This is a genomic window from Pseudomonas grimontii, assembly GCF_007858185.1.
GTDB classification, from domain to species: Bacteria; Pseudomonadota; Gammaproteobacteria; order Pseudomonadales; family Pseudomonadaceae; genus Aquipseudomonas; species Aquipseudomonas grimontii.
The window spans coordinates 72,978-96,251 of record NZ_VFES01000022.1 but is presented as its reverse complement, the minus strand read 5'-3'; the positions used below and the strand labels follow the sequence as shown (position 1 = coordinate 96,251).

The 23,274-nt window shown below is 62.4% G+C and carries 23 protein-coding genes and 3 pseudogenes; 11 read left to right on the top strand and 15 right to left on the bottom strand.

What is annotated here, in order from left to right:
- Positions 1-355: 355 nt before the first annotated feature.
- Complete coding sequence (locus tag FIV39_RS27035) at positions 356-796, bottom strand: GlcG/HbpS family heme-binding protein (RefSeq protein WP_090407142.1); 441 nt, start codon at positions 794-796, stop codon at positions 356-358.
- A 256-nt stretch (positions 797-1,052) separates the two neighbouring features.
- On the opposite strand from FIV39_RS27035, the gene gcl reads away from it, so the two are divergent.
- The 8 genes and pseudogenes from gcl to FIV39_RS26995 all read left to right on the top strand — a co-directional run bounded on the left by gcl (position 1,053) and on the right by FIV39_RS26995 (position 10,264).
- Positions 1,053-2,828: a glyoxylate carboligase gene (gene gcl / locus FIV39_RS27030; protein ID WP_090407145.1), complete on the top strand. Its 1,776-nt coding sequence runs from the start codon at positions 1,053-1,055 to the stop codon at positions 2,826-2,828.
- A 10-nt stretch (positions 2,829-2,838) separates the two neighbouring features.
- The gene (hyi, locus tag FIV39_RS27025) at positions 2,839-3,621 is read left to right on the top strand and encodes a hydroxypyruvate isomerase (protein WP_090407148.1); all 783 of its coding nucleotides are present in this window, start codon (positions 2,839-2,841) and stop codon (positions 3,619-3,621) included.
- Between the two features lie 45 nt (positions 3,622-3,666).
- Positions 3,667-4,557 (top strand): 2-hydroxy-3-oxopropionate reductase, encoded by an 891-nt coding sequence (locus FIV39_RS27020; protein ID WP_090407153.1) that lies wholly within the window; start codon positions 3,667-3,669, stop codon positions 4,555-4,557.
- A 52-nt stretch (positions 4,558-4,609) separates the two neighbouring features.
- Positions 4,610-5,890 carry a glycerate kinase type-2 family protein gene (locus tag FIV39_RS27015; RefSeq protein ID WP_146371652.1) on the top strand — a complete coding sequence of 427 codons (1,281 nt, stop codon included), beginning with the start codon at positions 4,610-4,612 and terminating at the stop codon, positions 5,888-5,890.
- Positions 5,880-7,295 (top strand): pyruvate kinase, encoded by a 1,416-nt coding sequence (pyk, locus tag FIV39_RS27010; RefSeq protein WP_090407159.1) that lies wholly within the window; start codon positions 5,880-5,882, stop codon positions 7,293-7,295. Before FIV39_RS27015 ends, pyk begins: the two co-directional genes overlap by 11 nt.
- A gap of 136 nt (positions 7,296-7,431) precedes the next feature.
- A pseudogene (locus FIV39_RS27005) lies at positions 7,432-8,307 on the top strand (urea transporter).
- 31 nt (positions 8,308-8,338) lie between these two features.
- Positions 8,339-9,163: an ion transporter gene (locus FIV39_RS27000; RefSeq protein WP_090407162.1), complete on the top strand. Its 825-nt coding sequence runs from the start codon at positions 8,339-8,341 to the stop codon at positions 9,161-9,163.
- Positions 9,164-9,259: 96 nt separating this feature from the next.
- Positions 9,260-10,264 carry a sulfate ABC transporter substrate-binding protein gene (locus tag FIV39_RS26995; protein ID WP_090407165.1) on the top strand — a complete coding sequence of 335 codons (1,005 nt, stop codon included), beginning with the start codon at positions 9,260-9,262 and terminating at the stop codon, positions 10,262-10,264.
- A 140-nt stretch (positions 10,265-10,404) separates the two neighbouring features.
- Here the strand turns inward: FIV39_RS26995 and FIV39_RS26990 are convergent, their stop codons facing one another.
- Positions 10,405-11,019, bottom strand: coding sequence for a DUF5666 domain-containing protein (locus FIV39_RS26990; RefSeq protein WP_090407168.1), 615 nt, complete (start codon positions 11,017-11,019; stop codon positions 10,405-10,407).
- Between the two features lie 176 nt (positions 11,020-11,195).
- Here FIV39_RS26990 and FIV39_RS26985 point away from each other — a divergent pair, with 176 nt between their 5' ends.
- Entirely contained in the window at positions 11,196-12,392 is a 1,197-nt protein-coding gene (locus tag FIV39_RS26985) for an MFS transporter (RefSeq protein WP_090407172.1), read from the top strand.
- On the opposite strand, the gene FIV39_RS26980 is transcribed toward FIV39_RS26985, so the two are convergent.
- On the bottom strand, positions 12,389-12,799 hold the full coding sequence (locus tag FIV39_RS26980) for a type II toxin-antitoxin system HicB family antitoxin (RefSeq protein WP_090407175.1): 411 nt from the start codon (positions 12,797-12,799) through the stop codon (positions 12,389-12,391). The two genes, FIV39_RS26985 and FIV39_RS26980, sit on opposite strands and share 4 nt — an antisense overlap.
- A gap of 97 nt (positions 12,800-12,896) precedes the next feature.
- Between FIV39_RS26980 and FIV39_RS26975 the strand changes: the two genes are divergently transcribed.
- Positions 12,897-13,778 carry a LysR family transcriptional regulator gene (locus tag FIV39_RS26975; protein WP_090407177.1) on the top strand — a complete coding sequence of 294 codons (882 nt, stop codon included), beginning with the start codon at positions 12,897-12,899 and terminating at the stop codon, positions 13,776-13,778.
- On the opposite strand, the pseudogene FIV39_RS26970 reads toward FIV39_RS26975, so the two are convergent.
- The 3 genes and pseudogenes from FIV39_RS26970 to FIV39_RS26960 all read right to left on the bottom strand — a co-directional run.
- A pseudogene (locus tag FIV39_RS26970) lies at positions 13,777-13,910 on the bottom strand (phosphonate metabolism protein PhnP); the annotation flags it as partial. The gene FIV39_RS26975 and the pseudogene FIV39_RS26970 sit on opposite strands and share 2 nt — an antisense overlap.
- A complete protein-coding gene (gene phnN, locus FIV39_RS26965) occupies positions 13,901-14,473 on the bottom strand; it encodes a phosphonate metabolism protein/1,5-bisphosphokinase (PRPP-forming) PhnN (protein ID WP_090407180.1) in 573 nt (190 codons plus the stop codon). The gene phnN and the pseudogene FIV39_RS26970, both read right to left, overlap by 10 nt.
- Positions 14,473-14,739, bottom strand: a pseudogene (locus FIV39_RS26960) (alpha-D-ribose 1-methylphosphonate 5-triphosphate diphosphatase); the annotation flags it as partial. The pseudogene FIV39_RS26960 and the gene phnN, both read right to left, overlap by 1 nt.
- Before the next feature lie 129 nt (positions 14,740-14,868).
- On the opposite strand from FIV39_RS26960, the gene FIV39_RS33145 reads away from it, so the two are divergent.
- Positions 14,869-15,852, top strand: a complete 984-nt coding sequence (locus tag FIV39_RS33145; RefSeq protein WP_186731564.1) for a hypothetical protein — start codon at positions 14,869-14,871, stop codon at positions 15,850-15,852.
- A 91-nt stretch (positions 15,853-15,943) separates the two neighbouring features.
- Here the strand turns inward: FIV39_RS33145 and FIV39_RS26950 are convergent, their stop codons facing one another.
- The 9 genes from FIV39_RS26950 to FIV39_RS26905 form a co-directional block, all read right to left on the bottom strand.
- Positions 15,944-16,534, bottom strand: a complete 591-nt coding sequence (locus FIV39_RS26950) for a histidine phosphatase family protein (protein WP_090407182.1) — start codon at positions 16,532-16,534, stop codon at positions 15,944-15,946.
- Between the two features lie 771 nt (positions 16,535-17,305).
- A complete protein-coding gene (locus tag FIV39_RS26940; protein ID WP_090407185.1) occupies positions 17,306-17,701 on the bottom strand; it encodes a hypothetical protein in 396 nt (131 codons plus the stop codon).
- A 15-nt stretch (positions 17,702-17,716) separates the two neighbouring features.
- The gene (ccmI, locus tag FIV39_RS26935) at positions 17,717-18,901 is read right to left on the bottom strand and encodes a c-type cytochrome biogenesis protein CcmI (RefSeq protein ID WP_090407188.1); all 1,185 of its coding nucleotides are present in this window, start codon (positions 18,899-18,901) and stop codon (positions 17,717-17,719) included.
- Positions 18,894-19,367, bottom strand: a complete 474-nt coding sequence (locus FIV39_RS26930) for a cytochrome c-type biogenesis protein (RefSeq protein ID WP_090407191.1) — start codon at positions 19,365-19,367, stop codon at positions 18,894-18,896. Before FIV39_RS26930 ends, ccmI begins: the two co-directional genes overlap by 8 nt.
- A complete protein-coding gene (locus FIV39_RS26925; RefSeq protein WP_090407195.1) occupies positions 19,364-19,900 on the bottom strand; it encodes a DsbE family thiol:disulfide interchange protein in 537 nt (178 codons plus the stop codon). Before FIV39_RS26925 ends, FIV39_RS26930 begins: the two co-directional genes overlap by 4 nt.
- A complete protein-coding gene (locus FIV39_RS26920) occupies positions 19,897-21,885 on the bottom strand; it encodes a heme lyase CcmF/NrfE family subunit (RefSeq protein ID WP_090407198.1) in 1,989 nt (662 codons plus the stop codon). The genes FIV39_RS26925 and FIV39_RS26920 overlap by 4 nt, the downstream gene beginning before the upstream one ends.
- Before the next feature lie 3 nt (positions 21,886-21,888).
- Positions 21,889-22,344 carry a cytochrome c maturation protein CcmE gene (gene ccmE / locus FIV39_RS26915; protein ID WP_090407201.1) on the bottom strand — a complete coding sequence of 152 codons (456 nt, stop codon included), beginning with the start codon at positions 22,342-22,344 and terminating at the stop codon, positions 21,889-21,891.
- The gene (gene ccmD, locus FIV39_RS26910; protein WP_003172771.1) at positions 22,341-22,517 is read right to left on the bottom strand and encodes a heme exporter protein CcmD; all 177 of its coding nucleotides are present in this window, start codon (positions 22,515-22,517) and stop codon (positions 22,341-22,343) included. Before ccmD ends, ccmE begins: the two co-directional genes overlap by 4 nt.
- Complete coding sequence (locus FIV39_RS26905; protein WP_090407204.1) at positions 22,514-23,269, bottom strand: heme ABC transporter permease; 756 nt, start codon at positions 23,267-23,269, stop codon at positions 22,514-22,516. The genes ccmD and FIV39_RS26905 overlap by 4 nt, the downstream gene beginning before the upstream one ends.
- Between the last annotated feature and the right edge of the window lie 5 nt (positions 23,270-23,274).

Below are 23,274 nucleotides of genomic sequence, written 5' to 3'. Positions count from 1 at the left end.
CCAACCCCATCAAGGCCTCCCCCCGTAGCAGCTGCCGAGCGCAAGCGAGGCTGCGTCAGACGCGCTGCCGATTCAAGCTCGAGTCGCGGCCGACGCAGCCTCGCCGGGGCCCGGCAGCTGCTACGAAAGCCAATCCACATCAAGGCCTCCCCCCGTAGCAACTGCCGAGCGCAAGCGAGGCTGCGTCAGGCGCGCTGCCGATTCAAGCTCGAGTCGCGGCCTGACGCAGCCTCGCCAAGGCTCGACAGCTGCGGGGTTTTACGCGGTGCTGGATAAGACGGTATCTACGCAGGGGGCTCGGCTCAAGATGTGTAGATACCTATGCCCCGATGAGGCCCTGATAGTCACTCAATGCTTAAGCTGACACCCCCGCATCCGCCATCAACCCCGCCCCCTCGATCGCCGTGATCGCACACTGCTCATCAATATCCGACGTATCCCCGCTGATCCCGATCGCCCCCAGTACCGCCCCTGCCTGATCCCGAATCAACACCCCACCCGGTGCCGGCACCACGCTGCCCTGCCCCAGGCTGTTCAACGCCGCGATAAACGCCGGCCGTTGCTGTGCGTCCAGCGCCAGCAAGCGCGAGCCCTTGCCCAACGCAATCGCGCCCCAGGCCTTGCCGATGGCAATTTGCGGACGCAGCAGGCTGGCGCCGTCTTCACGTTGCAGGGTAATCAAGTGGCCGCCGCTGTCGAGCACCGCGATGGTCAGCGGCGCGGCTGAAATCGTGCGGCCGGCGGTGAGGGCCTGGCTGGTCAGTTGGGTGGCAATCTTCAAGGTTAAAGCGCTCATGGTGCCGTCCTTCTTTTGTTATTGGGAAAGCGGTGGAGGTTTGTTTGATCAGATGCTCGATCCTACAAATAGAACACAATTATATTTGTTTTTGTATACAATATTTTAAAACAAAGACTCCATACGTCGAAAAAAGCCGTTCCGACGAACGCAAAGACCAATCAATAAAATGGATTGACCTGCGCCGCCCGCCGTGAATACACTTTGAACAGACACCACTTGTATACAATTACAAAACGCAAGAGGCACCAAAATCATGAGCAAAATGAGAGCAATCGAAGCCGCCGTCCTGGTCATGCGCCGTGAAGGCGTGGACACCGCCTTCGGTATCCCAGGCGCTGCGATCAACCCGCTGTATTCGGCCTTGCAGAAGGTGGGCGGCATCGATCACATCCTTGCTCGCCACGTTGAAGGCGCCTCGCACATGGCCGAGGGTTACACCCGCACCAAGGCTGGCAATATCGGCGTGTGCATCGGCACCTCGGGCCCGGCCGGCACCGACATGGTCACCGGCCTCTACAGTGCCTCGGCCGACTCGATCCCGATCCTGTGCATCACCGGCCAGGCGCCACGGGCCCGCATGCACAAGGAAGACTTCCAGGCCGTGGACATCACCAGCATCGTCAAGCCGGTGACCAAGTGGGCGACCACCGTGCTCGAGCCGGGCCAAGTGCCGTACGCCTTCCAGAAAGCCTTCTATGAAATGCGCTCCGGCCGCCCTGGCCCGGTGCTGGTCGACCTGCCGTTCGACGTGCAGATGGCCGAGATCGAATTCGACATCGACGCCTACCAGCCGCTGCCACTGGCCAAGCCAATGGCCACGCGCATTCAGGTCGAAAAGGCCCTGGCCCTGCTGGATCTGGCTGAACGTCCCTTGCTGGTGAGCGGCGGCGGTGTGATCAACGCCGATGCCAGCGAGCTATTGGTTGAGTTTGCTGAACTCACCGGTATCCCGGTGATCCCGACGCTGATGGGCTGGGGCACCATCCCCGATGATCACCCGCAAATGGTGGGCATGGTCGGCCTGCAAACCTCCCACCGTTATGGCAACGCGACGATGCTCAAATCGGACGTGGTGCTGGGTATCGGTAACCGCTGGGCCAATCGCCACACCGGTTCGGTCGAGGTGTACACCGAAGGCCGTAAATTCATCCATGTCGACATCGAACCCACCCAGATTGGCCGCGTATTTACCCCGGACCTGGGCATCGTGTCCGACGCCGGCTCCGCGCTGACGATGTTCATTGAAGTGGCCCGCGAGTGGAAAGCCGCCGGCAAGCTCAAGGACCGCAGCGCCTGGCTGCATGACTGCCAGCAGCGCAAGGCGACCCTGCACCGTAAGACCCACTTCGACAACGTGCCGGTCAAGCCGCAACGGGTGTACGAAGAGATGAACCAGGTGTTCGGCAAAGACACCTGCTACGTCAGCACCATCGGCCTGTCGCAGATTGCTGGCGCGCAGTTCCTGCATGTGTACAAGCCACGCCACTGGATCAACTGCGGCCAGGCCGGCCCGTTGGGCTGGACCATTCCGGCGGCGCTGGGCGTGGTCAAGGCCGACCCGAGCCGCAAGGTGGTGGCGCTGTCCGGCGACTATGACTTCCAGTTCATGATCGAAGAGCTGGCCGTGGGCGCGCAGTTCAAGCTGCCGTACATCCACGTGGTGGTGAACAACTCCTACCTGGGGCTGATCCGCCAGGCCCAGCGCGGGTTTGAAATGGACTACTGCGTGCAGTTGTCTTTCGACAACCTCAACGCGCCGGAGCTGAACGGTTATGGTGTCGACCACGTCGCGGTTGCCGAAGGCCTGGGTTGCAAGGCCCTGCGCGTGTTCGAGCCGGGACAAATCCAGCCGGCGCTGCGCCGCGCCCAGGAAATGATCGAAGAGTTCAAGGTGCCGGTGATTGTTGAGATCATTCTGGAGCGCGTGACCAATATTTCCATGGGCACCGAGATCAACGCCGTCAACGAATTCGAAGACCTGGCCCTGGTCGGCAACGATGCACCGACCGCCATTTCCCTGCTCGATTAAGGAGAACCCTATGCCGCGCTTTGCCGCCAACCTGTCCATGCTGTTTACCGAGCAGGACTTTCTCGCTCGCTTCAAAGCCGCTGCCGATGCCGGCTTCCAGGGTGTCGAGTACCTGTTCCCCTACGAATTCAGCTCGGCTGACATCAAGGCCCAGCTCGACGCCCACGGCCTGACCCAAGTGCTGTTCAACCTGCCGGCCGGTGACTGGGCCAAGGGCGAACGCGGCCTGGCGTGCCACCCGGACCGGGTCGAGGAATTCCGCGCGGGGGTCAAGCTGGCCATCGCCTACGCCCAGGTGCTGGGCAATACCCAGGTCAACTGCCTGGCGGGGATTCGGCCACAGGGTGTGGATGATGAAACCGTGGCAAAGACCTTTGTCGCCAATCTCAAGTACGCCGCCGACAAGCTGCAAGCGGTGGGCATCAAGCTGATGATGGAAATGATCAACACCCGCGACATTCCGGGTTTCTACCTCAACAACACCGCCCAGGCCCTGTCGATTCGCGAGCAGGTGGGCAGTGACAACCTGTTCCTGCAATACGACATCTACCACATGCAAATCATGGAAGGCGACCTGGCCCGGACCATGGCCGCGCATCTGGAGCAGATCAACCACATCCAGCTGGCGGATAACCCTGGACGCAATGAGCCGGGAACCGGGGAGATTAATTACCGCTTCCTGTTCGAGCATCTGGACCGTATCGGCTACGCGGGCTGGGTCGGCTGTGAGTACAAGCCGTTGACCACTACCGAAGCCGGTTTGGGCTGGCTCAAAACCCACAATGCCATCTGACAAACACCACACAAGCCCCCTCCCACATAACAAGAGGATTTCATCATGGCTAAAATCGGATTTATCGGCACCGGCATCATGGGCCAACCCATGGCCGCGAACCTGCAGAAAGCCGGTCATCAACTGTTTCTTTCCGAGCACCACGGCAAGGCGCCGGCCGAGCTGATCAGCGCCGGCGCAGTGGCCTTGGCCAACCCGCAGCAAGTCGCCCAGGAAGCCGAGTTCATTATCGTCATGGTCCCCGACACCCCGCAGGTCGACGACGTGCTGTTTCGCGCCGACGGTGTAGCTGCCGGCCTGTCGCCGAACAAGGTAGTGATCGACATGAGTTCGATCTCGCCCACCGCCACCAAAGCCTTCGCCGCCAGGATCAACCAGACCGGCGCGCAGTACCTCGACGCACCGGTGTCCGGCGGTGAAGTCGGCGCCAAGGCCGGCACCTTGAGCATCATGGTCGGGGGCGAGCCGCAGACCTTCGAACGCGCCCTGCCGCTGTTCCAGAGCATGGGCAAGAACATCACCCTGGTGGGCGGCAATGGCGACGGCCAGACCGCCAAAGTGGCCAACCAGATCATCGTCGCGCTGAATATCCAGGCAGTGGCCGAAGCGCTGCTGTTCGCGTCCAAGAACGGCGCCGACCCGGCCAAGGTGCGTGAAGCGCTGATGGGCGGCTTTGCCTCATCGAAGATCCTCGAAGTGCATGGCGAACGCATGATCAAGGGCACCTTCGATCCAGGCTTTCGCATCAACCTGCACCAGAAGGACCTCAACCTGGCCCTGGCCGGTGCCAAGGAGCTGGGGATCAACCTGCCGAACACTGCCGGCACCCAGCAGGTGTTCAGCACCTGCGCGGCGATTGGCGGCGGGAATTGGGACCACTCGGCGTTGATCAAGGGCTTGGAGCATATGGCGAATTTTTCGATTCGCGATAAATAACCCCGATGAAATGGCTGCACCTCTAATAACAAAAATCCCCGGGAGCCCGCTCATGTCGGTCGATCCGCAACACCTGCTTCGCGAGCTGTTTGCCACAGCTATCGACGCCGCCCACCCCCGGCACGTCCTTGAACCCTACCTGCCGGCCGACCGCAGCGGCCGTGTGATCGTGATCGGCGCCGGCAAAGCGGCTGCCGCCATGGCGCTCGTCGCCGAGAACGGCTGGCAGGGCGACGTCTCGGGCCTGGTGGTGACCCGCTACGGCCATGGCGCGCCCTGCCAGAAAATCGAAGTGGTCGAGGCCGCCCACCCGGTTCCCGATGCCGCCGGACAGGCCGTGGCCAAGCGCGTGCTGGCACTGATCAGCAACCTGGGTGAAGACGACCGGGTGATCTTCCTGCTCTCCGGCGGCGGCTCGGCACTACTGGCCCTGCCCGCCGAAGGCATCACCCTGGCCGACAAGCAGGCCATCAACAAAGCCCTGCTCAAATCCGGCGCCACCATTGGCGAGATGAATTGCGTCCGCAAGCACCTCTCGGCGATCAAGGGCGGGCGGCTGGCCAAGGCGGCCTGGCCGGCGACGGTCTATACCTACGCGATTTCCGATGTGCCGGGCGACCAGGCCACGGTCATCGCCTCCGGCCCTACGGTCGGCGACCCGAGCACTTCGCAACAGGCCCTGGCGATCCTCAAGCGCTACGGTATCGACGCTCCAGCGTCCGTGCGCAGCTGGTTGCAGAATCCGGCGTCGGAAACCGTCAAGCCCGGCGACCCGGTGCTTGCCCGCAGCCACTTCCAGTTGATCGCACGCCCGCAACAATCACTGGAAGCGGTGGCGGTGAAAGTCCGCCAGGCCGGTTTCAGCCCGCTGATCCTCGGCGACCTGGAAGGCGAAGCCCGGGACGTGGCCAAAGTGCACGCCGGCATCGCGCGGCAAATCGTGCAGCACGGTCAACCGCTGGCGGCGCCGTGCGTGATCCTCTCCGGCGGTGAAACCACCGTCACCGTGCGCGGCAACGGCCGTGGCGGGCGCAACGCCGAATTCCTGTTGAGCCTGACCGACAGCCTCAAAGGCCTGCCCGGCGTGTACGCCCTGGCCGGCGACACCGACGGCATCGACGGCTCGGAAGACAACGCCGGCGCCATCATGACACCCACCAGTTATGCCCGCGCCGAAGCCCTGGGCCTGTCGGCCAGCGATGAGCTGGATAACAACAACGGCTACGGCTATTTCGCCGCCCTTGACGGTTTGATCGTTACCGAGCCGACGCGCACCAACGTCAATGACTTGCGCGCCATCCTGATCCTTGAGACTGCCCACCATGACGCCTGACAAGAAGGTCAAGATCCTCGCCACCCTGGGCCCCGCCACCGACGGTATCGATGACATCCGCGAGCTGGTGCAGGCCGGGGTGAATATCTTCCGCCTCAACTTCAGCCACGGCGAGCATGCCGATCACGCCCAGCGCTACCAGTGGATTCGCCAGGTGGAGCGCCAGCTCAATTACCCGCTGGGCATCCTCATGGACCTGCAAGGGCCGAAGCTGCGCGTTGGGACGTTTGCCGAGGGCAAGGTGCAACTGGTGCGTGGCCAGGCCCTGCGCCTGGACCTGGACCCGACGCCGGGTGACCAGCGCCGGGTCAACCTGCCTCACCCGGAAATCATCGCCGCTCTTGAGCCGGGCATGGACCTGCTGCTCGACGACGGCAAACTGCGCCTGCGCGTGATCACCCAGCATGCCGATGCCATCGACACCACCGTACTGAATGGCGGCGAGTTGTCCGACCGTAAAGGTGTCAACGTCCCACAAGCCCTGCTGGAACTCAGCCCGCTCACCGCCAAGGACCGTCGCGACCTGAGTTTCGGCCTGGAGCTGGGCGTGGACTGGGTGGCACTGTCGTTTGTGCAGCGCCCGGAAGACATCCGCGAGGCTCGCGAGCTGATCGGCGACAAGGCGTTCCTGATGGCCAAGATCGAGAAGCCCTCGGCCGTACAACGCCTGCGGGAAATCGCCGAGCTGAGCGACGCGATCATGGTGGCCAGAGGGGACCTGGGCGTGGAAGTACCGGCCGAGAGCGTGCCGCACATCCAGAAAGACATCATCAGCACCTGCCGCCAACTGGGCAAACCGGTGGTGGTGGCCACGCAGATGCTGGAGTCCATGCGCTTCTCGCCGGCGCCGACCCGCGCGGAAGTGACGGATGTCGCCAATGCGGTGGCCGAAGGGGCGGATGCGGTGATGCTGTCGGCGGAGACCGCGTCGGGCGAATACCCGTTGGAAGCAGTGCAGATGATGAGCAAGATCATCCGCCAGGTGGAAAACGGCCCGGACTACCAGACCCAACTCGATGTCAGCCGGCCCAAGGCCGATGCCACGGTGTCGGACGCCATCAGCTGCGCGATCCGGCGCATCAGCAGCATCCTGCCGGTGGCGGTGCTGGTGAACTACAGCGAGTCCGGCAGCTCCAGCCTGCGCGCGGCGCGGGAACGGCCGGTGGCGCCGATCCTCAACCTCACGCCGAACCTGTCCACCGCACGCCGTTTGAGCGTGGCGTGGGGCGTGCATTCGGTGGTCAATGATCGACTGAGACAGGTGGATGAGGTGTGTTCCACGGCGCTGGAGATTGCCCAGGCCCAAGGCATGGCGCAGCGCGGGGATACGTTGGTGATTACCGCCGGGGTGCCGTTCGGGCAGCCGGGGTCGACCAACTCCTTGCGTATAGAGACGCTGATCTAGCGCCTGTAGAGGCCCATCGGGGGCAAGCCCCCTCCCACATTGGACTGCATTCACACCTCTAACTATGTGAACCCAATCAAGTGTGGGAGGGGGCTTGCCCCCGATGGGAACAACTCGGTCTCACTGAATACCCATCATGCACAACCCAACCTGCCACGACTGGGCCGAAGCCCTGCTCAACGGCTTCAGCCAGATCTTCCTGCAACGCCATCCGCTGTGCGGCCTGCTGTGCCTGTTGGCGGTCCTGGTCAGCGCCCCGACCTTGCTCGGAGGGGCGCTGCTGGGGGGCGTCGCCGGGTTGCTCACGGCCCAGCGGCGCGGCTATCCCAAGGCCGAGCGCCAGGCGGGTCTTTATAGCTAAAACGGCGTGCTGCTGGGCTTGTTGATCAGCCAGCATTTCGCCTGGTCGGCGTTGTTGCCGCCGCTGATCCTGGCGTGCGGCGGCTTGAGTGCGATCCTCACGCGGCAGTGGTTGAAACACGCGACGCAGCCCGACGACTTGCCCGCCTACACCGTGCCCTTTGTCGGCCTGGGATGGTTGCTGCCGGGCAGCGTCCCGCACAGTGTCTTGGCCCTGAGCGAGCCCGATGCCCTGGCCGTGCTCGGCGCGCCGTTCACCGGCCTGGCGCAAGTCATGTTGCTGGACCAGCCGCTGGCGGGCGCGCTGATTGCCCTCGGCCTGTGGCTGGCGAACCGGCGCGCCGTGGTCTGGGCCTTGATCGGCGCCAGCAGCGGCGTACTGATCGCGTTGCTGCTGGACGAAACCACCGGCGCCCTCCTCGGCCTGCACAGCTACAACCCGGCCCTCGCCGCCCTGGCGCTCAGCCAGGCACGGCGCCAACCGTGGCTGCCGCTGCTGGGCATCCTCCTGGCGATTCTCCTTACACCGGGCTTTGCCGCCCTGCACCTGCCCGCACTCACCGCGCCGTTTATCCTCGCCTGCTGGCTGGTGCACGCCGGCCGCCGAATGCTTCAGAAACCGCGCATGGACAGCCCCTTCGAATCCCCCTAGGCTTGCTCGATATTCGATTCAGGCGGGCTTTATGGACAGCAACAACGACTGGCGTCAGCGGCTCTACGTCATGGTTTTTCAGAGCGACACCGTCGCCGGGCGGCGCTTTGACGGCATCCTGCTGTTGATCATCCTCGCCAGCCTGGTGATCGTGATGCTCGACAGCATCGACCAGATCCACCAGAACTACGCCGATGTGTTGGCCTACATTGAATGGGGCTTCACGCTGATCTTCCTGATCGAGTACGGGTTGCGCCTGTACTGCTCGCCCAAGCCGCTGCGCTACGCCTTCAGCTTTTACGGGCTGGTGGATTTGCTCGCCATCGTGCCCGGCATCCTTGCGCTGTATTACAGCGACGCGCAGTACCTGCTGATCATCCGCATCATCCGGATGCTGCGGATTTTCCGCGTGCTCAAGCTGAGCCCGTACCTCAAGCAGGCCAACTACCTGATGGCGGCGCTGCGTGGCAGCAAGCAGAAGATCGTGGTGTTCCTGGTGAGCGTGTGCACCCTGGTGACGGTGTTCGGCACCTTGATGTATGTGATCGAAGGCCCGGAGCACGGCTTCACCAGTATCCCCAAGGGCATCTATTGGGCGATCGTGACGCTGACCACCGTGGGCTTTGGCGATATCGTGCCCAAGACGCCGCTGGGCCAGGTGATTTCATCGCTGGTGATGATCACTGGTTACTCGATCATTGCCGTGCCCACGGGGATTTTCACCGCCGAGCTGGCCAGTGCCATGCGCGGTGAACAATTGCAACACGACTGCCCGGTGTGCAAGAAAAACAGCCACGAGCCCAATGCGGCGTTCTGTTCGCGTTGTGGCAGCGCCCTTTTTAAGAAAGTGGAATAAGCAAAGTTCTTTTTAATCTTTAAGCGACTAAGTGCCCCCGGCTATAGTTGCTGGCAATGTGCCTCCCCTCTTCTCCCGAACAACAAGGAATGAGCAGTGAAAAAACTCGTAAGCGCCTCTCTCCTGGCCGCCGGCCTTGCCCTGGCGGGCGCCGTCCAGGCTGCCCCGGTCACTCTGCTCAACGTCTCCTACGACGTAATGCGCGATTTCTACAAGGACTACAACGCCGCCTTCCAGAAGCACTGGGAAGCCGAGCACCCGAACGACAAGCTGACCCTGCAGATGTCCTTCGGCGGTTCCAGCAAACAAGCGCGCTCGGTCATCGACGGCCTGCCGGCTGACGTGATCACCATGAACATGGCCACCGACATCAACGCCCTGGTCGACAACGGCAAACTGGTGCCGGACAACTGGGTCACCCGCCTGCCGAACAACAGCGCGCCGTTCACGTCGGCCACCGTGTTCATCGTGCGCAAGGGCAACCCTAAAGCCCTGAAAGACTGGCCGGACCTGTTGAAAGAGGGCGTGCAAGTGATCGTGCCCAACCCGAAAACCTCGGGTAACGGCCGCTACACCTACCTGTCGGCCTGGGGTTATGTGCTCAAGAACGGCGGCGATGAAGAGAAAGCCAAGGCCTTTGTCGGCAAGCTGTTCAAACAGGCGCCTGTGCTGGACACCGGTGGCCGCGCCGCCACCACCACGTTCATGACCAACCAGATCGGCGACGTGCTGGTGACCTTCGAGAACGAAGCGGAAATGATCGCGCGTGAATTCGGCCGTGATCAGTTCGAAGTGGTCTACCCAAGCGTCTCGGCCGAAGCCGAACCGCCGGTGTCGGTGGTGGATAAAGTGGTCGAGAAGAAAGGCACCCGCGTGGCGGCTGAAGACTACCTGAAGTACCTGTGGTCACCGGAAGGCCAGGAAATCGCCGCCAACAATTACCTGCGCCCGCGTGATCCGAAGGTGCTGGCCAAGTTCACCGACCGCTTCCCGAAAGTCGACTTCCTGTCGGTAGAGAAGACCTTTGGTGACTGGCGCACCGTGCAGAAAACCCACTTCAATGATGGTGGGGTTTTTGACCAGATCTACAGCGGCCAGTAACCCGACCTGACTGAATAAACTCGGTCAACATGTGGGAGGGGGCTTACTCCCGATAGCGGAGTGTCAGTCACTGTATATGTTGACTGTCCCTCTGCTATCGGGGGCAAGCCCCCTTCCACATTTAGATCTGTATTTTGCAGTTACATCGGCGGTGTCACGCCGCCCTTGCCGGCTGAAATAGCCTGGGCAGTGATTTTCCCATCCGCCCCCTGCGCCGCAAACAACACCACCTTCACCCCCGGCTTGAGCAAGCTGCGATCCCCCGGTTCCAGGTTGACGATCGGCACGTCCTCCGGCACGACGATCTTCTGTTCGCCGCCTTTGTATTTCACGGTCAATGTCCGCCCTTTGCTGACCACCAGGTCGCCGACGGTGCCGTTGGTCATGCTGCTGCCTTCCTTCAGGTCGAACGCCCGATGCCCGTCGCCCGTGCCGGCCATGGCCGGTGGGAACACGTGCACTTCCAGCGCCGTCAGGGTGCCGTCGGCGTTGGGCATGGCGGCCGAGCCGATGTAGCTGCCAGGCTTGATTTCATCGATCTTGGCCAGGGTGACGGCGCGCACCTGGGTCGCTTGGGTCAGGTGCACGGTGACTTCTTCACCGCTGTTGACCTTGACGTGCAGGGCGTCGCCGTCGATCGCGGTGATGGCGCCGCGCACACCGACGCGCGGCGCCTCGGCCGCATTCGCCAGCCCCACCGCCATCGCGGCGGCAAGCGTGGAAGCCAGGAGCATCTTGTTCAACGTGATCTTCATCGCAATGGATTTCCTGTTTCGGCAATTGGGGCTGACTGTATCATTGCCGTTCGCGCAGAAAGTTAACGATTCACTCATCATTACCGGGCATGAGTGTTATCACTGCCGGCGGCCTACCCGGGCTACGGTGTTGTCTTTAGGCTCGCCTCACTTTCATTCGCTTTTATGAGAACACCATGAACGCTACTTCCCACGCTACAAGCACCATGACCCGGAGCATGGTGATGCTGTTTGCGTTTTGCTGCGGTGCCATTGTCGCCAACATCTACTACGCACAGCCGATCATCGAACTGATCGCCCCCGACATCGGCCTCACCCCCGCGATGGCCAGCCTGATCGTGTCCCTGACGCAGATCGGCTATGCCCTCGGCCTGTTCTTCCTGGTCCCCCTGGGTGACCTGCTGGAAAACCGCAAGCTGATGATCATCACGACCGTGGTGGCGATTGCCAGCCTGTTGGGCGCGGCCTTTACCGAACAACCGAACCTGTTCCTGCTGGTGTCATTGCTGATCGGTTTCAGCTCGGTGTCGGTACAGATCCTGATCCCGCTGGCCGCGCACCTGGCGCCCGCCGAGTCCCGGGGCCGGGTCGTCGGCAGCATCATGGGTGGCCTGCTGCTGGGCATCCTGCTGGCACGGCCGGTGTCCAGCGTCGTGGCGGACCATTTTGGCTGGCGCGCGATGTTCATGGTCGCCGCCGCGCTGATGGCGTTTATCAGCGTGGTGCTGATGCTGACCATCCCCAAGCGCCAGCCGGACCACAGCGCCAGCTATGGCCAATTGTTGCGTTCCCTCGGCACCCTGCTGCGTGAACAACCGCTGCTGCGCCAACGCGCGTTTTACCAAGGCTGCATGTTCGCCACGTTCAGCCTGTTCTGGACCGCAGCCCCGCTGGAACTGGTGCGCAACCACGGCCTGAGCCAGACCCAGATCGCGATCTTCGCCCTGGTCGGTGCCATCGGCGCCATTGCCGCCCCCATCGCTGGACGCCTGGCCGATGCTGGCCATACCCACCGCGCATCGCTGCTGGCCATGGTCTTTGCGGTGCTGAGCTTCCTGCCGGCCTTTGTGCACCCGCTGTACAGCGTGATCGGCCTGGCAGTGACCGGCGTGGTCCTGGACTTCTGCGTGCAGATGAACATGGTCCTCGGCCAACGCGCCATCTACGCACTCGACGCCAACAGCCGCAGCCGCTTGAACGCGTTGTACATGACCAGCATCTTCATCGGCGGTGCGTTCGGCTCGGCGATTGCCAGCAGTGTGTACGAACACGGCGGCTGGCTGGGTGTGATGCTGGTGGGCAGTGCGTTCCCGCTGGTGGCATTGTTGCGGTTCCTCAGTGCGTCGCGGCGAACGGCTGTCGCCACCGCCTAAGAACGCACCAGCTTCTCCAAAGCCGCGTTCGCCAGAAATGACGAGCGGCTTTTGACCTTGTGCTCGCGCACATAACGGTCGATGCGTTGGATGACATAGCCGGGCAAGGTCACATTGACCTTCTCGGTCTTGCCCAGGTAGGGCGAGATGTCCAACTCCAGCATGCCCCAGCCCATCCCGGCATAGTCTGCGTGGGCGTGATGATCGGCCACCGACGTTGGCATCGGAATCACCCCACCCTCTGCGGCGATCTCCTGCAGCAGGGTGTGCGCGACTTCCACAGCGGCGTTGTACGCCTCTTCAAAACTGTCCCCGGCAGTGACGGCGCCTGGAATATCGGGGATCTGGATACCCGTGGCGGTGAAGTCATCGCCCCATTCGATACAGATTGGGTTGTTTTGCGCCATGTTGAAAACCGCCAACCGGATGACACCCCTGGGCATTCCCCTTAGGCTTGTACGCCGCGCTGCCTCGCGATGCGCCCAATCCAGCAAGGAACACCCGATGGACCGTCTCACCGCCATGGAAACCTTCGTCCACGTTGTCGAGACCGGCTCGTTCTCGGCCGCGGCCAAGCGCCTGGGCATCGGCCAACCGGCCGTGTCCAAGAGCGTCGCGCAATTGGAGGCACGCCTGGCGGTACGCTTGGTGATGCGTTCGACCAGGGGCTTGACGCCGACCGAGGCGGGGCTGGCGTTTTTCGATAAAGCCAAGCGCGCCATCGATGAAGCCGATGCGGCCGACGAGGCGGCACGCGGTGCAGGCTCCGGGCTCTCGGGAAACTTGCGGATCAGTGCGCCAGTGACCTTCGCCCGCATGCACATCATTGCGCACCTGGGGGCGTTCCTGGAGCAGTACCCAGGTGTGAACGTGGACGTGGTGCTCGATGACCGCAGCCTCAACCTGGTGGAGGAAGGCATCGACGTTGCCCTGCGCATGGGCAACCTGAATGACTCAAGCCTCACGGCGCGCAAGATCGGTGAATCGCCCTGCGTTATCCTCGGCACCCCGGCCTACTTCGAACGCTTCGGCGAACCCGCCACTCCGGCGGACCTGCTGCAACACCAGGCGGTCATCTACACCCGTGGCGAAGGCTCGCACTGGAACTTCACCCAGGGCGACAAGCAATATCCCCTCGTCGCCCAAGGCCGCGTGCGCGTCACCGCAGCCGAAGGCGTACGCGCCGCCGTGCTGAGCCATCTGGGGCTGACCCTGTCATCGACCTGGATGTTCGCGCCGGAACTGGCCAGTGGCGAGGTCAAGACCGTGCTGACCGATTGGAAATTACCGTCCAGGGACCTGTGGGCGGTATTCCCCAGCGGGCGCATGGCGAGCGCCAAGGCGCGGGCGTTTGTGGAGTATGTGGAGCAGTTGTTGAACCGTTGAGGTCGGGCAAGCGGCTATCGATCACCCAGCGCTGGTCGCCGCTTTCAATCAGCGCGCTGCACGGGCGGCGCATCCGCAGCCATACACCGGGACTGGCCGCGCGTCACCGGTGCCGAGCAGGGTCAGGCGCATGCCGAGTGCCCCTGGTCCAGGCAGAACAGCAAACGCTCGACCGTATGCTCCAGCGGGCCGGAGTTATCCAGTACTAACAACCCGGCGCCATTGCCGGCGATCAGCTCTTGGGTAAATCGCGCATTGCGGGCCAGGCGCGCTTCGATGTCCGCCAAAGACTCACGCCCCCGCGCAATCAAGCGCTGGCGCAAGACCGCTTGATCCACCGTCAGCAACAGCACCAACACGTCCGGATAGCGCTCGCGGGTCTGCGCCAGATGCGCGCGCGAGCCGTTGACCAGCACGTCCTCCCCCGCCGCCAACCATTCGTCAATGACCTTGGGAATGCCATAAGACAACCCATTGGCGTGCCAGCTGAGGGCAAACGCGCCCTCGGCCTGCATCCCGGCGAATTGCTCCGGGCTCACTCCCTGGGCCGCTTCACCCGCCGCTTCCGCCGAGCGGGTGATAACGCGGCGCACAATCCGGCAACCGCGCTCGGCCAAGCGTGGGCGTGCGGCATCCAGCAGGCTGTCCTTGCCCGAACCCGATGGCCCGATGAGATAGATCAACCTGCCTGCCATCAAAACACCCTCTTCGCTTGTCGCCAGACTTGTTGTACCACTGACAGCCCTGAGCGGCGCCTGGCCTGGACCAGGTCGGCCAGCAAGAACGCCACCTGCAACAGGCTGGCCGGGTAGTAGTCACTGGAAAGTATATCCAGCAATCCCTCGGCAACCAGGCCGGCGGCGGCCACATTACCGGAGTGCGACCCGCCACGCACCACGTTAGGCGCGCCCATCAATACTTTCATGTTCAGCGCCTGGCAGCCGCGCGCCGCTTCCAGGGTGGGTCATGGGCTTTTCTGTCTGGTTGATAGGCGACTGGAGGTTGCCTCCCGAACAATCCTACAGCCAGCAGTAAAGCACTTACCTACGGTACGGCTTCCGATACCGCTCCCCACAACGGAGACGAAAAAGTGCCTGACTCAATAGCCGCGCAAATACGTGAAACCGCTCAAACAGAACAATCGAAGGAGGACATATTCTTTGCCCTGCTCTCCGGGCTGGCCGGTGTACACCCGGTCATATCAGTGATCGGCCTCGCCAGAAGTTATATGAAGGTCTGCGAACAAAGCGGGTTAAAACTCAACCCTTACTTTGTCAAAAACGGAAACTGTGGCCTCTCGCCGAAAACACAGAGGATGCTTGCCAACCGCAAATTGAAGGGCCTGGGTGTTAACGCAACCGGGGTGGGAGTGGCGGCGCTGGGCCCGGCCATATCGCCTGTTCCCGCGCCGTTCTATGCAGCCAGGCATGCCTCTGCCACGGCCTCTACCGCGATACATCTGCGGCACCTGTCCAAATTGCTCGCCGCTTATCAACCCTTCGCTGCGGGCGATGAACAAGTCAGCGATGCGATCAAATGGCTGCAACTGGCCATTGAGGTCAAGCTCAAGAAGCTCGCCTTTCGAGGCACAGAGATGGCCGTGTCGACCACATCGACCTTGCTTTCATTTACGGGCATCGGGTTGGTCGGGAAAATCCCGCTCATTATGGTCAGCTTCCAACTCGAACTGGCCCGGCTCCTGGTCAGCGACCGATACGCCGCGCTGTGCAAGGTGGCGGCCATGGAGTTGCAGTGGGCGGCCTTTCTTGAACAGAACCCCAGCGCCGCGGATATGCCGCAAGCCAGCCTCGCCGGCTTATCCCGAGCAGATCAGATCAAACAGCTTGAACAAAGAAAGATGCAGCTCGGCGCGGCGATAACCACCCAGGTGCGAAGCCAGGCACTCAACGCCCGGACCGGCAATACCGGCCTGGGCCCCGCCACTTTGATCATCAAGGAGATCATGGCGAAACATACCTTCCAGGGTCAGTTCTTCGCGGGTCATGATTATTTGGCCATGATCCAAGAACCAGCGGGTTGGAATGCCATCGCGGCGAAACTGATGAACATCTGAGCAGAGGCGCCGGGGAGCGCCTCTTCAATATTTGCTGGGCGTAGGGCTTGCGCAGCCCCGGGGGGTTTTGAAAGTCGCCTGTGGCGGTGATTCAGTGCGTTTCAAAGGGCGAGACAGCCGGAAGTATCTTCAATTGAAAATCTTCCAGGGCCAACATCTCCCCATTTGAAAGCTGCCAGGTGTAGAAATCCGAGAAGTCCCCTCTGGCCAATGCACGAATCACCTTTGCCACAAAACCATGTGCCACCAGCAAAACAACCTGTGTTGGATAAAGCGACGTTAACTGGACCAGGCCTTGGTGTACTCGCATGACCACATCAGCAATCGACTCACCGCCGTCAGGCCCCGCCGCCCATTGGCGCGTAATGTTCTGTGCCCAGAGCGCTGGATGCATGGCCTTGGCCTCCGCCTGAGTCAACCCTTCGAACACACCCACATCGCGCTCGCGGAAGCTATCAATTGTCACCGGTTCAAGGTTTAACACACGATTAAGAATCTGCACCGTTTGCCGCGCCCGCAGGCGTGGAGAAACGATCAACACCTCAATACCGTCAGGCAGTTTTTTGCTGAGCAAAACAGCCTGTTCCCTGCCCCGCTCGCTCAGTTCCGGGTCGAGTGCGCCGAGGTAGCGGTGCTCCGCGTTGGCCCACGTTTCGCCGTGGCGTATGACGTAGAGGTTCATGAGGGTCCGTCTCGTTGAAGGGTGGGGAGTTAATCTGGTCCTGATCATATTGCCGCCTATCTCCTAATGATCGTTCCCATGCTTGGCGTGATCAATCAAATCAGCGAAACGCTAACAGGACGTTTCCTACGATCTCTGTGGCCTGCAGTAGCTATAACGCACCGTTAGCCTCTCGCAGTCGCTGCTCATCAGCGATCAGGCTTGGTCGCCTGGATTAGAACGGCGCACAGTGCCGCGCAAGCGGCATTATTGTGTTCGCGTTATGACGAGCTGTGCGTGGGAGGGCTTACGGCCCTGCCGGATTTCCATTCCCTGGTCGACCAACCTGCGTACAGCTCGCCGCCTTTCCGCTTGGTCGCGGATGTGGTGAGCTCCAACTGAATGGAGATTTACTGCATGAAAAAAATCACGCCAAATCCCCCGCCATCCTCCCCGGATGACACCCCGCAAAACCCACCCAACATCATCTTCAGCGTCCGCCCCGGCCTCAGCACCGCAGCTCAAGCCGCAAGCAGGTGCTGGCAGTGGTACAGATGGTTGAGATTGCGCAGTTGTTAGTGGGTGCGGCACTGGAGCGGGAGTGTCCTGTGGCTTGATGGCTGAGGAGATCTCCTGTGGGAGGGGGCTTGCCCCCGATAGAGGTATGTCAGTCAGACATTAATTAACTGAAACACCGCTATCGGGGGCAAGCCCCCTCCCACATTTGATCTTCAGTGTTTGAAAGAATGGGTTTCACAGGCATGAAAAAAGCGACCCGAAGGTCGCCTTTTGTCATTGCGCGTACTGCTTGCTCAAGCCCGGCGGTACGCCCTGCACGTCGGTGTCTTCCCATGGCCCATTGGGGCTGATGGAGCGGCTCCAGCCGTTGCTCCAGCGGTAGTAGGTGCGCTGGCGGTAGAAGGTGTCGGGCTGGTCGTCCAGCACGTACACCTGCATCTTGCCGTCCCAGTGGCTGGCGGCGCCCGGTGGTGGGGCGAAGGTAGGCGATTTGCTCGGCAGTGGCTTCGGCGGCGGGGTCACCGGGCCTGAGGGCTTGGTGCTTGGCTGGGTCGAAGGGCCTGACGGCGGGATGGTCGGGCCGGTCGGCGCGGGAGGTGGGCGGTGGACCGCACAGGCGCTCAGGCCCAATACCAGGCTGAGCAGGGTGATGCGTGCAAATGCGGTCATAGGCGTTTCCTCGAATTACTTGTCCGGACTGTCGATGGTCAGCTGCTGCAGCGCAGTGGTGCTGCTGGCCAAGGGTTGGCTGCGGCCGATCCACTCGCCAGTGGTCGGTTGACCGGCCCGGGATATGCGCGCAACCAGTTGGACTTCGGGGAAGTTGGACAGTTTCAACTGCGGCATCATCGCGTCGGCATCGCCGAGTTCGACGGTGACGGGCAGTTCGGCAACGGTGACGCGCTTGGCCGCCAAGGGTGCCGGCGGGCCTGTCACGGCGCGGGCGAAGATGAATACGCTGTCGGTAGGCAGGGCTTTGGCCTTGACCTCGGCGGACAGGTCCACGCGGACTTTCATCACCGCCTTTTGCGCGACGGTGCCACCGCTTTCCTTGAGCTTCTCGGCGGCGCGGTCGATGCCTCCTTGCAGCGCTGCGCGGGAGTTGTCTTCTGGTGGCAATTGGGCCAGCAGGCGGCTCCAGTAGTCGATTGCCTCTTGATAGCGCTGGCCTTCAAACGCGGCGATACCCAGCAGGCCGAGGCTGGTGACTTCCTTCGGGTCGAGCTTCAAGGCTTCGTCGGTCAGCGCCTGGACCTTGGGCGACCATTGTTTGTTGTCGGCAAAGTACTGCGCCTGGGCCCATTGGCCGAGCAATTCCGGCTGGCGACCGGCCAGCGCCACGGTGCGTTCAAAGACGTTGGCCGCATCAGCGGAACGGTCCTGGGCCATGTAGGCGCGACCGAGGAAGTACAAACCTTCCGCCGAATCCGGTTGGGCGGCGGCGGCGCGCTCCAGGCGGCGGGTCATGTCTTCCATGGACACCGGCGGCTGGGAGAATTCGCGGGTCAGTTCAACCTTGTCACTGGCACCGAAGTGCATATACAGGCCAAGGCCGAGCACCGGCACGAGGACGGCGGCGAGCAATGGCAGCGGTTTACCCAGGCGCGATTCGCGGGGCTTTTCCACACCTTCGGTGTCGGCCAGCAGCTCGCGGGCGGCTTCGGCGCGACCGGTGTCGAGCTGCGCGGCGTTGAGCACGCCTTCGTCCTGCTGCACTTGCAGCTCGGCGACGCGTTCTTGGTAAAGCGCTACGTTCAGCGCAGTGCGATCCTCTTCACGCTGGGCGCGGCGGCCGCGCAACACAGGGATCAACAGGAAACTCAGGGCAATCAGAAGCAGCAAGCCGGCTGCGAGCCAGAAATCAATCATCAGTCTTGGTGTCCAGCAATTGGTCGAGGCGTTGGCGCTCTTCGGGGGATAGCGCGTCGGAACCATCGGTAGGTGCGGCGCGGCGACGGCGGACGATCACGGCCATCACTACGACGCCAGCCAGCAGCAGCCCGGCAGGGCCGAACCAGAGCAGCGCGGTCTTGCCGGTGAGGGCCGGTTTGTAGCGCACGAAATCACCGTAGCGGTCGACCATGAAGTCGATGATCTGCTGGTTGTCCTTGCCCTCCCCCAGCATGCGGAAGATTTCCTTGCGCAGGTCGGCGGCGATGGGCGCGTTGGAGTCGGCGATGTCCTGGTTCTGGCACTTGGGGCAACGCAGTTCCTTGGTCAATTCGCGGAAACGCTCGCGGTCACCGTCCTTGGCGAATTCGTAAGTGTCGATGGCCGCGTGGGCCATCCCGGCCAAGCCCAGCGCCAGCACGGCAGCGGCTAACAGGCGCTTCATGGCTTGGCCTCGTCGACCAGCGCCTGGTACTTGGCGGCCAGTTGCTCGCGCCACACCACTTCGTCGATCACGCCGACGTATTTGTCGCGGATCACGCCCTTGGCGTCGATAAAGAAGGTTTCCGGGGCGCCGTACACGCCGAGGTTCAACCCGAGGTTGCCGTCTTCATCACGAATATCCAGCTGGTACGGGTTGTGAAACTCCGCCAGCCACTTCAGGGCCGCCGCGTTGTCATCCTTGTAGTTGATGCCGTAGATCACCACGCCCTTCTCGGCCAGCTTGTTCAGCACCGGGTGCTCGACGCGGCAGGAGATGCACCAGGTGCCCCACACGTTGACCAGCGCCGGTTTGCCGAGCAGGTCGGCCTGGGTCAGGGTCTTGTCACCCTGCACGGTCGGCAGGCTGAACGCGGGGAACGGCTTGCCGATCATCGCCGAGGGCAACTCGGCCGGGTCCAGGTACAAGCCGCGATACAGAAACACCGCGACCACCAGGAACAATGCCAGCGGCAACACCATCAACCAACGCTTCATACCGCCGCTCCTTGCATGCCCAGCGCTTCACGCACCCGGCTCTTGACCTTGACCCGATACCTGCGATCCAGCGCCGCGAGCAAACCACCAAAGCCGGTGAGCAAACCACCGAACCAGATCCAGCGCACGAACGGTTTCACATGCACCCGCACGGCCCAGGCGCCCTCGCCCAGGGGTTCACCCAGGGCCACGTAGAGGTCACGGGTGAAACCGGCGTCGATGCCGGCTTCGGTCATCATCGAGCTTTGTACGGTGTAAAGGCGTTTTTCCGGGTGCAGCACGGCGATTTCCTTGCCGTTGCGGACTACGCGCACGGTGCCTTTGTCTGACGTGAAGTTCGGCCCTTCGAAGTGCTTGGCGCCTTCGAAGATGAACTGGTAACCGGCCAGGTCCATGGACTCACCCGGCGCCAGGCGCAGGTCGCGCTCGGCACTGTTCTGGCTGGACAGCACCACGCCGAGGGCGCACACGGCGATGCCGATGTGGGCAATCTGCATGCCCCAGTAGCTGCGGGTCAGGGTCGGCAGGCCTCTGACCAGGCCTTTGTGACGGGTCTTGTCGAAGATGTCACGCACACCGGCCAGCAACACCCAGGCGGCGAGCAGGAAGGTGGCGAGCACCGCCCAGTTGAAGTCGCCATAGACAATCCCGGCGACCACGGCCAGGGCCACGCTGCCGAGCAGCACCGGCATCAACATGCCAGCCAGCCATTTGACCGGGGTGTCCTTCCAGCGCACCAGCATGCCGACCGCCATCACCACCATCAACAGGCCCATCAACGGAATAAACAACGCGTTGAAGTACGGTGGGCCGACGGACAGCTTGGCGCCGCTCAGGGCATCCAGCACCAAGGGGTACAAGGTGCCGAGCAGGATCATCGACGCGGCCACCACCAGCACCAGGTTATTGCCCAGCAACAGGGTTTCCCGCGACCACAGGTTGAAGCCGACCTGGCTCTTGACCACCGGCGCGCGCAGGGCGAACAGGGTGAGGGAGCCGCCGACCACAAACAGCAGGAAGATCAGGATGAACACGCCGCGCTCCGGGTCGGAGGCGAAGGCATGCACCGAGGTCAACACGCCCGAACGCACGAGGAAAGTGCCGAGCAGGCTGAGGGAAAATGCTGCGATGGCCAGCAACACGGTCCAGCTCTTGAACACACCGCGTTTTTCGGTGACGGCCAACGAGTGAATCAGTGCGGTCCCCACCAGCCATGGCATGAACGAGGCGTTTTCCACCGGGTCCCAGAACCACCAGCCGCCCCAGCCGAGTTCGTAGTAGGCCCACCACGACCCGAGGGTGATGCCGATGCCGAGGAAGGCCCAGGCGACGATGGTCCACGGCCGCGACCAGCGCGCCCAGGCCGCATCGAGACGCCCGCCGAGCAAGGCGGCGATGGCGAAGGCGAAGGCCACGGAGAAACCGACGTACCCCATGTAGAGCATCGGCGGGTGCACGATCAGGCCAATGTCTTGCAACAGCGGGTTGAGGTCGTGACCGTTCGCTGGGATCTGCGGCAGGATGCGGGTGAACGGGTTGGAGGTCATGATCAGGAACAGCAGGAAGCCGATGCTGATCATGCCCATCACCGCCAGCACCCGCGCGAGCATGACTTGCGGCAACTGGCGCGAGAACACCGACACCGCGAAGGTCCAGCCGCCGAGGATCAATGCCCACAACAGCAACGAACCTTCGTGGGCGCCCCATACCGCGCTGAACTTGTAGTACCACGGCAAGGCGCTGTTGGAGTTATTGGCCACATAGGCGACGGAAAAGTCGTCAGTCATAAAGGCGTAGGTCAGGCAGCCAAACGCGAACACCAGGAACGCACACTGGCCCCAGGCGGCCGGCTGCGCCAGGCTCATCCACAGGCGGTCACCCCGCCAGGCGCCGAGCAACGGCACCACGGCCTGGACGATGGCAAAGCACAGGGCGAGGATCATCGCCAATTGGCCCAACTCCGGAATAAACAGTGCGGACGTCATGACTTAGCCCTCCTTCGCTGGGATTGGTGCGGACTGGCCGCTGTCCTTGAGGGCTTTGGTCACCTCAGGCGGCATGTATTTCTCATCGTGCTTGGCCAGCACTTCATCGGCCACCACTACGCCATCAGCGTTGAGCTTGCCCAGGGCGACGATGCCCTGGCCTTCGCGGAACAGGTCCGGGAGGATGCCGCGATAAGTGATGGTCACGGCCTTGTTGAAATCGGTGACCACGAAGGTGACGTCGAGGGAATCGCCGGAACGCTTCAGCGAACCCTTCTCCACCATGCCGCCGGCGCGGATGCGTGTATCCAGCGGCGCTTCGCCGTTGGCGATCTGGGTCGGGGTGTAGAACAGGTTGATGTTCTCCCGCAGGGCGCTCATCGCCAGGCCCACGGCAATACTGACGCCGGCCAGAATGGCAAGGATGATCAACAGACGCTTTCTACGCAGCGGATTCACTTTTCGGTCTCCCGGCGCAGACGACGCGCCTCTTGTTGCAGGTAACGCTTGCGGGCCAGGATCGGCGCGGCGACGTTGAGGGCCAGCACGGCCAGGCAGATGCCATAGGCCGTCCAGACATACAGGCCGTGGTGGCCCATGGCGAGAAAATCACTGAAAGAAGCAAAACTCATCCACGCGCTCCCAGGCAGGTTTGCACTTCGGCCTTGACCCAGCTGGTGCGGGCTTCACGCTTGAGCACTTCGAGGCGCATGCGCATCAGCAGCACGGCGCCGAAGAAGCAGTAGAACCCCAGCACCATCAGCAGCAACGGCGCCCACATTTCCACGGGCATCGCCGGTTTTTCGGTGAGGGTGAAGGTAGCGCCCTGGTGCAGGGTGTTCCACCACTCCACCGAGTATTTGATGATCGGGATGTTGATCACGCCGACAATCGCCAGCACCGCACAGGCCTTGGCGGCGCTGTCACGATTGCTGATCGCATTGCCCAGCGCAATCAGACCGAAGTACAGGAACAGCAGGATCAACATGGACGTTAGTCGCGCATCCCACACCCACCACGAACCCCAGGTGGGTTTGCCCCAGATCGCGCCGGTGACCAGCGCCACGGCGGTCATCCACGCACCGATGGGCGCGGCGCATTGCAGGGCGACGTCCGCGAGTTTCATCTTCCACACCAGGCCGACGACGCCGCACACCGCCAGCATCACGTAGCAGGACTGGGCCAGCATCGCGGCGGGCACGTGGATGTAGATGATGCGAAAGCTGTTGCCTTGCTGGTAGTCCGGCGGCGCGAAGGCCAGGCCCCAGACCAGGCCGATGCCGATCAGCAACACGGCGGCGATGCTGAACCAAGGCAGCAGTTTGCCACTGATGCCGTAGAACCATTTGGGCGAGCCGAGCTTGTGAAACCAGGTCCAGTTCATTGCTG